At 41.3% G+C, this 12,037-nt stretch carries 8 protein-coding genes; 1 reads left to right on the plus strand and 7 read right to left on the minus strand.

Going from position 1 to position 12,037, the window contains the following annotated elements:
* Nucleotides 1-44 precede the first annotated feature (44 nt).
* From AACH28_RS20495 to AACH28_RS20515, 5 genes are all read right to left on the minus strand, one after another.
* The gene (locus AACH28_RS20495) at nt 45-3,152 is read right to left on the minus strand and encodes an efflux RND transporter permease subunit (protein ID WP_088162861.1); all 3,108 of its coding nucleotides are present in this window, start codon (nt 3,150-3,152) and stop codon (nt 45-47) included.
* A gap of 21 nt (nt 3,153-3,173) precedes the next feature.
* Nucleotides 3,174-4,265: an efflux RND transporter periplasmic adaptor subunit gene (locus tag AACH28_RS20500; protein WP_341831362.1), complete on the minus strand. Its 1,092-nt coding sequence runs from the start codon at nt 4,263-4,265 to the stop codon at nt 3,174-3,176.
* Nucleotides 4,255-5,589 (minus strand): TolC family protein, encoded by a 1,335-nt coding sequence (locus AACH28_RS20505; RefSeq protein WP_341831363.1) that lies wholly within the window; start codon nt 5,587-5,589, stop codon nt 4,255-4,257. The genes AACH28_RS20500 and AACH28_RS20505 overlap by 11 nt, the downstream gene beginning before the upstream one ends.
* Before the next feature lie 176 nt (nt 5,590-5,765).
* Entirely contained in the window at nt 5,766-7,145 is a 1,380-nt protein-coding gene (locus AACH28_RS20510; protein WP_286766954.1) for a HAMP domain-containing sensor histidine kinase, read from the minus strand.
* Entirely contained in the window at nt 7,142-7,828 is a 687-nt protein-coding gene (locus AACH28_RS20515; RefSeq protein ID WP_201667286.1) for a response regulator transcription factor, read from the minus strand. The genes AACH28_RS20510 and AACH28_RS20515 overlap by 4 nt, the downstream gene beginning before the upstream one ends.
* Nucleotides 7,829-7,988: 160 nt before the next feature.
* Between AACH28_RS20515 and AACH28_RS20520 the strand changes: the two genes are divergently transcribed.
* Nucleotides 7,989-10,502, plus strand: coding sequence for a phosphocholine-specific phospholipase C (locus tag AACH28_RS20520; protein ID WP_341831364.1), 2,514 nt, complete (start codon nt 7,989-7,991; stop codon nt 10,500-10,502).
* 94 nt (nt 10,503-10,596) lie between these two features.
* Here the strand turns inward: AACH28_RS20520 and bioD are convergent, their stop codons facing one another.
* On the minus strand, nt 10,597-11,229 hold the full coding sequence (bioD, locus tag AACH28_RS20525; RefSeq protein WP_286766956.1) for a dethiobiotin synthase: 633 nt from the start codon (nt 11,227-11,229) through the stop codon (nt 10,597-10,599).
* Nucleotides 11,230-11,283: 54 nt separating this feature from the next.
* Nucleotides 11,284-12,033, minus strand: coding sequence for a malonyl-ACP O-methyltransferase BioC (gene bioC, locus AACH28_RS20530; RefSeq protein WP_341831365.1), 750 nt, complete (start codon nt 12,031-12,033; stop codon nt 11,284-11,286).
* Nucleotides 12,034-12,037 lie beyond the last annotated feature (4 nt).

Genomic DNA, 12,037 nt, shown 5'->3' on the forward strand with positions numbered 1-12,037 from the left:
GACCTTTTAATGGTCTAAGTATATAATATAAAATATGGACAACATTATTCAGCGATTGTTTGTTGTACCTTTTCTTTTCTGTTGAAGATATCGTAGATGATTGGAAATACCAACAACGTCAATATCGTCGCTGAGATTAGTCCTCCAATGATGACGATCGCCAAAGGTTTTTGTGATTCCGAACCTATACCGGTCGATAATGCAGCCGGCAATAGTCCGATGGAAGCCATCAGAGCTGTCATGACAACAGGTCGTGTTCGCGATTTTACACCTTTGTAAATCGATTGGTCATTGGGTAGACCTTCCTTCTTATTCTGGTGGAATTCCGAGATCAGGATAACCCCATTCTGGATACATATCCCGAATAATGCAATCATACCTACTCCAGCCGAAATTCCAAAATTCATACCTGTAACGTGCAAGGCAATAATTCCTCCGATCAAAGCAAACGGAACGTTGGCCAATACGAGCAGCGAATCCTTGATATTCCCGAATAGAATAAACAATAGGAAGAAAATGACGATCAAACTGATTGGTACCACCTGTGCTAAACGATGTGTAGCACGTTGCTGATTTTCAAATTGTCCAGTCCAGCCAATGGAATATCCTTCCGGAAGCTTAATTTTACTTACTTTTTGTTGTGCTTCAGCAATGGTGCTTCCTAAGTCACGGTCGCGGATGGAAAATTTGATGCCGATATAGCGTTTGATGTTGTCGCGATAGATAAAAGCAGCACCATTATCTTTTTCAATGGTCGCGATACTTTTCAAAGGAATTAATGTGCCATCACCACATGGAACCATCAGCTGTGCAATATCTTTTTCTGTTTTCCGATATTCGGGTGCGTAGCGTAGGCGAATGTTGAATTTGCGTTCACCATCGTACAAAATGGAAGCGGTCTTTCCGCCGAAGGCCATTTCCAGTACCGCCTGTGCATCTGCCGGTAGAACGTTGAAAGCTGCCATACGGGTCCGATCCAATACCACACTCACTTCGGGCTGACCAATATTGAGAATAATACCGGGTTCTTTAATGCCTTGAATACCTTTGACCTGTGCATAAACTTCTTTCGCCAGGCGGTCTAAGGTCGCGAGGTTATCGCCAAAGATCTTGATGCCGTTTTCGGCCTTGAAACCAGCAACGGCTTCGGCGACATTATCCGAAATAGGCTGTGAATAGTTATAGGTAATACCCTGAAATTGTTTGAGTTTATGGTCCATCTCTTCGATCAGCTGATCCATGGTGATTTTACGGGTCCATTCCTCTTTAGGTTTTAGGGCCACAGCAAACTGAACAAAGCCAAAGCCATTGGGGTCGGTACCATCGTTGCTCCGTCCTGTTTGCGACAGTACGCCGGTGACTTCAGGAAAGGTTTCCAAAGTACTCTTTAACAGTTTGGTTGTTTTAACCGATTCACGTAAAGAAGTGCTCATAGGCATCTCGGCAGTAACCCAAAGAGACCCTTCATTTAATGTCGGTAAAAATTCTGTTCCTAAAAATTTTGCAGAAAACAAGACTGCAGCTAGTAAAGTAATCGCAACGATCATACTCAGACGCTTGTTTCGGAATGTAAATCCAAAACCCTTGGCGACAATTCTATTCCAGAATTCAACAAATGGATTGTGTCTTTCTTTCACATTTTTATTGAGCAGAATATGCGATAAAGCGGGAACGAGTGTCAAGGTAAACAGTAATGCACCCAGTAAAGCAAAACCCAGGGTAAAGGCCAGTGGAGAGAACATTTTTCCTTCTACTTTTTGGAAGGAGAATATGGGCATCAATGAGGTGATGATAATCAGCTTGGAGAAAAAGATTGCTTTCCCCAAGCCTGTTCCTGTCTGTTTGATCCAACCTGCTTTGGCCATTTTGTTGAATTTCTCCATGCCCAGCTTATGGGCTTGGTGGTCCAACATGACAAATATCCCTTCAACCATGACGACTGCACCGTCGATGATAATACCAAAGTCTACAGCGCCTAGAGAAAGCAAGTTGGCACTCATGCCTGCTAGTTTAAGGCATAGAAAGGCAAAAAGTAATGCGAGCGGTATGATAATGGAAACGATGACCGTAGTGCGCCAATCTGCCATAAAAAGTAATACCATTAAGGTGACGAGCACAATACCCTCGATCAAGTTATGCATAACGGTATGGGTCGTGAAATCCATGAGATTGTCACGGTCATAGAAGGTTTGCATTTTGACATCCTTGGGAAGGATTTTGTTGTTGAGCTCGTCTATTTTCGCTTTTACAGCAGTTAAAACCTCTCTTGGATTTTCGCCTTTCCGCATTACGATGGTTCCTGCTACCACATCATCATTTTTACCAAAACCGGCTTGGCCCACGCGGGGCATCGCGCTTTCTCTTACTTCGGCTACATTTTTAACAAAGACAGGATTTCCTTTTTGGTTGATTACAGTGATGTTTTCGATATCATTGATTGAGTTGACCAAACCAATACCGCGTACGACGTAGGACTGGCCACTTTTTTCGATGACATCTCCACCGACATTCAGGTTACTTTTGCTGACAGCATCAAATACCTGCAAAGGGGTCAGATTAAATTTGTCTAGTTTGATAGGGTCAGTACTGATTTCGTAAACCAAATCCTGTCCGCCAAAAACGTTGATATCTGCTACACCTGGAACACCGCGTAAAGCGCGGTCAATGACCCAGGTCTGCAAAGTAAGGAGGTCGCGTGAATTACGTTGATCGCTATGTAATGTATAACGGAATATCTCTCCTGTAGGGCCATAAGGGGGCTGTACTTCAGGGTCGACATTGTCGGGCAAGCTTACAGATCGCATGAGGTTGTTGACCTGGTTGCGGGCAAAAGTGTCGTCAACACCATCATCAAAGATGATTTTAACAATGGAGAGGCCAAACATGGTGGTGCTCCTTATACTTGTTCTCTTTTGAACTGGACTCATGCCTAGTTCGATTGGTGTCGTTACAAAACGTTCGACTTCCTCCGCACTTCTTCCATTCCATTGGGTAATGATGGTTATTTGTGTATTGGTTACATCAGGAAATGCCTCAATAGGCATGCTTTTAAAGCTAATGAAACCAGCAATAGCCAAAATACCGACCCAAATAAAGGTAAATGCTTTATTTTTAATGGAAAAGGCAATGATATTTTTAATGAATTTGTTCATTCGTGTAAATGCTAAGACGGATTAATTATTCAGTGCTCTATAGATCAAAAGTTTATTGTTGACAACAACTTTTTCACCTTCCTGTAGTCCCGTAGCCATATAGGTTGTTCCTTCGTTTTGTTTGATCGGCAGTATTTCGCGAATCTTAATATCATTTTGGGATTTATAGATTAATACGAAATATTTGTTTTGATCGAAAATGACCGCATCAGAAGGAACTGCGAGCGCTTCCGTATTGGAGCGATGCAATACTTTAATGGTCGCTTTACTATCCGGAATAAGTAAACCATCCTTATTGTCTAGTACCACCCGTGCCTGCATTGAATTCGTCTGCGGATCGATGATCTTAAAGATTTTATCGATACTGCCCTGGAATTTTTTGTCCGGGTAGCTCAGGGTAGACACCATAGCGGGCATGCCCATACTGATCTTGTCGATATCCGTTTCGTTGACATTAAGAATTGCCCATACATCTTTTGTATTGGCCACATCAAAGATGTTGTCGCTGCGGTCACTACGCAACTGCATGTCCTTATTGATGTTCTTTTGGACGATGTAACCATCGATTGGAGATACGACCGAATAAATATTGCCTGTACGGACATTGTAAATCTGACTGACAGCCTCTGAACGGCGTAGCTGCTCTTTGGCTTTGGTTAATTGTCCTTTTGCCTCCAGCATGTCTTTATCTGTGCTCAATTTTCCGTTATACATATCTTCAGCTACACGGTAGTTTTTCTCGGCGAGTAATACATCGGTTTTGGCATCCGAAAGATCCTTTTGTATACCAGCGACTTCCGTACTTCTGATTGTTGCCAATACCTGACCTTTATGGACATAATCACCCAAAGAAACATTCACGGAGACAACATTCCCTCCAACGAGTGGGAAAATATCGATGTAATTGTTTTGATCGGCCGATATCTTTCCAAAAAAGTTGAGTTCGTCGGTCACATTTTCTTTTTTTACCGTAGCAAAACTTGTCGATTTAAGCATCGTCTCACTAATTTCGAAACCTTTGACAATGGTTGCATTATCTGTTTCTTTATGATTTTGGCAAGAGTAAAGTAGCACTATTGCCACAGTGGCTATAAGAAATTTTTTAGTTGACATGAGTTGAATTGAATATAGAAGTTTGAGCCAGGTAGTTTAATTGTTCGGCGTTGAGAATAATTTCCTTTTTCATATCGTATAACTTAAGAATAGATATGCGATAGCTGTCCATAAAATCAGTGAACTCAACTAAAGAAATATTCCCTTTTTTAAAATTATTGAATATGCCATCATAGACCACAGCGATGTTGTGAAGGTCGTCTGAAGTAATGGTAAAATATTGATTATATTGATTTTCCCATGACTGATAGTTGGAACGGATCTGTGACTCCAATAGCTGCCGTTGGACTTCAATATTTTTCTTTGCCTCTTCTTCGGCGTATTTCGCTTTGATAACATTTCCTTTATTTTGTTTCCACAACGGGATCGGAATGGCGGCTGTAACATTGACTTCATTGTGGAATACCCCCCCGTTCTGGCTGTAGGAAAGGCCAAGGTTAATATCAGGTGTATTTAAAGACTGTTGCCATTTTGTAAATAACTGTGAGCTTTCCGAGGTCTTTAAGGCAAATTGATAATCGGCATTGTTTTCCAAGGCCAATTGATAAATTTTGTCCAAAGCCATGGTTGGCTTTACGGCAAGTTCCTGATCTGCTTCTTGATCTGTTAACTTCGGTAATACATCTTCCTGACTGGAAATAAGCACACGTAATTGCTGCTGTAGATTGATGCTATTATTGATCGCTGTTGTTTTTTCGTTGTTGAGATCGATGGCCATTGTTTGAAGACGAACTTGATCTTTTAAAGAAATATTTCCTTTTTTTTCTTGCTCTTTATAAGCTACAAGTAAATTATTTAGGTAATCCAACTGGATTTTAATATCCGCCAATTTATGTTGTTCAAAGTAGAGGGAGTAGAAGGTTGTACGTAGCTGCGCACGGAGGCTTGCTAGCAATTGACTGAACTGTAATTTAGCAAGTTCAACATTTGATTTAGCAAATTCCACCTCATTCTTCTTTTTTCCACCGAGATAAATCAATTGGGATACGCTTGCTTCCTTGGATTGACCAATATGAAATGTTTGTTTGTTCTGTGGGTCATAGGCATTGGCAGACAGCTGCAACTGTGGTAGATCCCATATTTTGGCCTGTATAACGTCAGCCTCTGCTTGGCTGATGTCATATTGTTGCGCGAGCAAGGAGAGGTTACTTTTGATAAAGGTTTCTTCGCATTCCTGCAGGGTCATCTGTTGTCCCAAGATCTCACTTTGCTTAGTCCCAAATGTACTTTCATGAATGCTCGTATAAACAGCTTGTGGTGGTTTTTGTTGAGCAAAAGTCATGCTATTGAAAAGCAATAAAAATATAAGGGGTGTCTTTGTCATATGTTTCAAATCTTATGTAACAAAATAACTGGTCTAAGATTAAAGACCCCTTAATAAATGCTTAAAAAAAGCTTAAAAAAGCATGTTTGTCAGATGGGTGGATAGGTATTAATGGGTATAGTAAATAGATGTTCTTGTTGCTAAGAGACTTGACATAGTCTGTCTAAATCAGGTAACTATACTTCGCGGTTAGGAAACAATTTAAATAATAATACAAAAGTATGCGTAGATTGTTTTAGATCTGCCTGATATGCTATCGTTGCTTGATGCGATTGCATGATACGCTGAACGATACGTAGCCCTAAGCCTGATCCTGTTGTTTCACTTGCGTTTTCACCGCGGCTGAACGCATCGAAAATCCGCTTTTGGTCGATTGTGCTTAAGGCCGGGCCAGTATTACTGACAAGTACCTTGAGTTCGAAGGTTGATTCTAGAATCATCACTTTTACCTCCCTGGTATCGGAGTAGAGCGCAGCATTTTTAAATAAATTCACAAAAGCAATTTCAATCAATTGTGCGGAACAGAAAATACTAAGTTTTGGATCTTCGATCCCACCAATTGAAAAATCCAGTTGCAGGTCGGGGAATACCTTGGCTACTTTTTCATAGGCCATAAAGATAATTTCATCGATCCGCTCTTCCTTATAGGTCATTTTCAAACGCTCGGAGTCGAACTTTGAAAGTAACATCAGCGAATCGGTTACCTCCGAAAGATGTAAGGTTTCCTTGGATATGTTACGTAAAACCTGCTTTACGTCTTCACTCAGCTGATTTTGATGATAAAGGTTCTCCAGCTGAAAGGACATTCGGGCAAGCGGTGTTCGCAGCTCGTGGGAGGCGCTGGAATTAAATTCTTTCTGCGATTCGAAAGCAGCCGAAAGTCGCAGCAGCATGGTATTAAATGCTCGGGTTAGTACAGCAATCTCATCGGTATGACCGGTATACTCGACAGGTTTGGTAAGTTTACTGGCATTAATCTGCGTGATATTATCTTTTAATTTATCGAGTGGGATCAATAGGCGCTGGATGAGTTTATAACTAAATATCCAGACCAGAACAGCGCTCAGGACAAATAATATCGTTAGGACGAGCGCTAGATGGTCCATTTTTTCATTTCCGGAGTAATCCTGTGCTTTTACGATAATATAATAGGGTAAACCGTTGATGCGATAATATTTGGCCAGTGTTTCATATTGGTCCTGATAGTAGAAGATCTGTTTTTCCTGATTTAGCCGATTGACAATTGAGGCATTCCAGGTAATGGTCTGATCCTTTACGGTACTGAAGACGAGCTGTTTGTTTTTGTCAAGGATGATAACATCTTCATAGAAAAGGCCATCTTCGTCATCGTGAAAATAGTTTTTGTAAGACTGGCGGTTGAAATAGGGGTTACTGGCGATATAATGGGAAATATTGTCCAATTTATCAATCAGTCGCTGGCGAAATTGATCTTTCCGAAAATCGAAACTAGCATAGTAGATAATCAACATCGCCATACCGAAAAGGACGGAGAATGCAATGCTAAAGCTAATCGCTATTTTCTTCTTTAAATTCATTTTTCTGCCGATAGGTAATAACCAAAGCCAGGTCTTGTATGGATCAGTTTATTCTCAAAGTTTTTATCAATCTTCTTACGCAAAAAGTTGATATAAACTTCAATTGTATTCTGTGTTGTCTGAAATTGATTTTGCCATACTTCCTCCGAAATATGTTGCTTGGACAGGGTGCGGCCCTTTGCCTGTGCTAAGATAAGCAGCAGCTGAAATTCCTTTTGAGTAAGATTAATTTCTTCATTTGCACGTAATACACGGGCCTCATCAGGATAAATGATCAGATCATCGACTACCAGTGTTTTTGTTTCATTGCTTTCGCTATGCTGTTGCCGACGCAATAGGGAATAGATGCGCATCAGCAATTCATCTAAGACGAAAGGTTTAACCAAATAGTCATCAGCAGCCCGTAGAAATGCCTCCTTTTTATCATCTATATCATCGTATGCCGAGAGAATAATAATTGGTGTAAAGGCGTCATGGCTTCTTATCTTTTTACAGATTTCCAATCCATTGATTTTGGGGACATTGATGTCCAATAGATAAAAACCATATTTTTTCTGGTGTGTTTTGGCCAAAAAATCGATTCCATCAAAGGCTTGATCACAGGTAAAGCCCTGGCTTAATAGAAAAGATCGGATCTCTTTAGAGAGTACCTTGTCGTCTTCGAGCAGCAAAATGTCCACCATATTTATATCTGTTGTCTTTTCGTAAAAATAAACAAATTTTTGTCATCCAATCAAGGCGATGTTTTCTTCGTTCTTAATTTGGTAACATAAGATTTACACGAAGAAATGTGAAACAAAAAGAAATCTAAGTAGATTCAAATCGAAATTATAAATAAGTGTTATGGAAACCAGAAGAGAATTCTTACGAAAGACCCTACTATTTTCAGGAGCAGCAGGTATTGCCAGCTTCATGCCCGCATCGATCCAGAAAGCCTTTGCCATAGACCCTGACCCAGGAAGTAGTTTTTTAGATGCCGAACATATCGTCATCCTGATGCAGGAGAACCGATCCTTTGATCATACGCTAGGTAGTCTTTCGGGAGTTCGGGGTTTCAATGATCCACGTTCGATACGTTTACCGAACGGTTTACCCGTATGGTATCAAACGGATAAAGAGGGAAAAACGTATGCTCCTTTCCGATTAAACCTGAAGGAAAGTAAAGTGACCTGGATGGGTTCTCTTCCACATAGTCGTGCAAGCCAGGTGGATGCCTTTAACCAAGGTCGTTACGATCATTGGCTGTTATCGAAGCAATCAGGGAATAAACAATATGCGGCTATGCCCTTAACATTGGGGTATTTTACACGTGAAGATTTGCCCTTTCATTATGCCTTAGCGGATGCTTTTACAGTATGTGATCAGAATTTTTGCTCGGGCATGACCAGCACTACGCCTAACCGTTCCTTTTTCTGGACGGGTAAGATTACAGAGATGAAAGATGGTCTGCAAAAAGCGAATATTCGGAATGATGACTTTGGCTATGGTAAAATGACCTGGGAAACTTTTCCGGAATTGCTTGAAAAGAATGGCATTAACTGGCGTTTTTATCAAAATGAGACAAGCTGTGGCGGCGGGTTTTCTGGACAGGAAAGGGCATGGCTATCCAATTTTGGGTGTAATCTGCTGGAGTTTTTTCAGGCTTATCAAGTTAAATTTAAGGAGAACTATATCAAAAGCCTAGAAACACAGGTTCGGGATTTGCCCATGCAGATTTCCAAGTTGGAAGAGAAGTCTCCTTCTTCCGAAGAACAAGCCGAAAAGATACGCGCTGATATTCGCAAAAAAAGTGAGGCACTTGAGCGAGCGGAGACCGAACTAAAGGAATTCAATCCAAACAATTATAAAAAGCTAAGTGATTTTACGAAATCATTAAATGATCGGGCGTTTACGGTAAACAAAGGGGACAACAATTACAGGTCGCTTGATACGTTACATTTTAAGGCACAGGGGAAAAAAGCTGCGCTGGAAGTCCCAAAAGGCGATATTCTTTATCAATTTCGCAAAGACGTTGATACTGGTAAATTGCCTGCGGTATCCTGGTTGGCCGGCCCACAGAATTTCTCGGACCACCCGAGTGCGCCCTGGTATGGAGCTTGGTATGTATCTGAAGTTTTAGATATCTTAACAAAGAACCCTGAGGTTTGGAAAAAAACTATTTTTATCATTACCTATGATGAAAACGATGGTTACTATGATCATGTTAAACCTTTCCTTGTACCTGATTTAAAGAAGAAAGATACAGGGGCATGTTCTCCTGGGATCGATACGGAGGTGGAGATGGTTCGTTTAGAAAATGAGCTAAAACAGGGGATTCCTAAAAAGCAAGCACGCGAAGGGGCTGTGGGCCTAGGTTTTCGTGTTCCCATGTATATTGCGTCGCCTTGGTCACGAGGTGGTAAGGTCTGCTCTCAGGTATTTGATCATACGTCTACTTTGCAATTTTTGGAATCTTTCTTTAACAAAAAGCTGAACAAGAATATGCATTTGGAAAACATCAGTGCATGGCGTAGAACAATCTGTGGTGATTTGACAACCGCTTTTACACCTTTTACTCAGCAAAAGGAACAACTCCCTTTTCTTGATAGGAATCAGTATATCGAAACGATATACAATGCGCAGTTCAAAGATGATCCGCGAGGCTTTGTTGAGGTCAAAGATCCTGATCTCGCGACTAAAAACGGATGGATTCCGGGATTTGACCGAATACAGGAGCGGGGGATTCGTAAATCTTTGCCATTGCCTTATGCGCATGATGCGGTGGGCTTTGTGAAAGACGGAGTGTTTCATCTAACGATGACTGTAGACAGCAAGTTTTTCGGAAAAAGGACCGCAGGTACAGCCTTCAACGTTTATAGTCCGTTGGAATATCGTGATGAACAGGGGCAAAGTGAAACTTACCGTAATTGGAATTTTGCGGTGAAGGCCGGTGATCGTTTGGCATATCAGTGGGACCTGGCACGATTTGAAGGAGATCGCTATGCGTTTGAATTGCACGGTCCAAATGGTTTTTATCGAAAATTTTCTGGACAAAAAGGAACAGCAGCACTAGAGGCTACCGTTTCTCCGGAACTGAAAGCGCTAACTCAGGCAGCGACAGGGAAATTGCAGCTGAGACTCAGGAACAAGAGTGACCAGCGGGTAACGGTAGTTGTCGAGAGCCTTAGCTATGGAAAATATGCCATAACGAAAGAAATAGCTCCCGCCGAAGAAGTTTCATTGATCCTGGATGTTGAAAGTCAAGGAAATTGGTATGATATTGCTGTACGAATCAAGGGAGACAGCAGCTTCGTCATTCAGCTCGCAGGGCGATTGGAAACAGGTGTTGAGTGTACAACTGATCCATTATTAGCATAATCTGTACTGTTTCAGCAGGGATGGCGGTCAATTCTTATTGAATGGGTTCCCTGCTGTTACTATATATCTATCAATAGTATCCGCTTGACCTTATTTACAAGCAAACAAATAAGGTCTCCGGATAGTTTGTTTCTATATAACGACGAAGATACAACTCGGTATCAGTACTTATCGTGCGGTCTTTATGAACAGGGAATGTATTGTAAACAACGGTATGTAGATTGATCCTGCGCTTGGTGATCGCTTCCAGACTAAGTAAGGTATGATTGATACTCCCTAATTTTCCAGAGGTGACAAAAATAAGCGGATACTGCATTTCTTGGATGTAATCGATAATCAGATAATCTTCTCTTAGTGGAACCATCAACCCACCTGCACCCTCAATAAGAACAGCGTCGTAGCGTTGGCTTAATGTTAAGCTAGCTTGTCTGATCTTTTTAAAGTCAATTTCACGATTATCCAGGCGTGCTGCTAGATGGGGGGAGGCGGGGTAGGTGAAAATCTCTGGCATCGTGATTTTCTGATGATCTTCTGCCGTTAATGGGATTTCCATGAGTTGGCGATGGAGGACGATGTCTTCGGAAATAGTTGTATTTCCAGTTTGTACAAGCTTTTGGGTAGTGGTGCGTATACCGCTTGTATTCCATTTTTTCGCGAGGAGGCCAGTCGCATAACTTTTTCCGATCCCGGTATCTATGCCGGAAACAAAATAGATATTTTCATTCATCGCTGTATTTCTTTTGTAGGTTGTTCGATTGTTTGTAATTCGAGTGCTCAGCTGTTATTTTTTTGCAATAATATAGATGGGATGGTAGGTTAGGGATACGCCCTCTTCTGTCCCATAGTGAGATGTATATTTATCACAGAAAGCCCGAAGTTTGCCTTTTGTCCACCGGTGATTTTTTATTCCCGTTACCCCCGTTTGTTTCAGGTGAACAAGAACTTGTAGTGGGCTTTCAAAGTGCAGTTTCAAATGTTCTTCTTGTGCAATGAGGATCTTATAATTCAACGCTAAAAGTTCTGCGATAAGTTCCGATTTGGATCGATATGTTAGTCCAACATGTGCCGTTGCATTGACCTCGTGCATATTGTCATGTCCAAAAGTGCTGAAGGCAAGGATACCGGAATCCGGAAGGGATCCATAACAGCTTTCAAAGAAAGCGCGAGGATTGTTGAACCACTGAATCGTAGAACAGGACGCGATTAGATTGATGTCTTTGGGAAAAGCATAAGTTTCTGCATCAGCACAGATGAACGTGTGCGACGATGTCAAAATATCCATTACTTCGGGCATCATTTCTGGACAGATATCATTTAAAACCATTTTCTTTGGTTTGATATGCTGTAAGATTAACCGCGAAAAAAGCCCTGTTCCGCAGCCAATTTCCAATACTTTTTGTGGTCTTAGCTGTATGTTCTCCTGCATCAACCTGATCATTTTTTTTGCTATTTCGTATTGGGCGATCGCTGCCGACTGATAGTTAGATGCCGCTTTAGCGAAACGGGACCTAATCCTTTGTTTGTCCATCATGATG

The organism is Sphingobacterium thalpophilum, from assembly GCF_038396785.1.
GTDB classification, from domain to species: domain Bacteria; phylum Bacteroidota; class Bacteroidia; order Sphingobacteriales; family Sphingobacteriaceae; genus Sphingobacterium; species Sphingobacterium thalpophilum_A.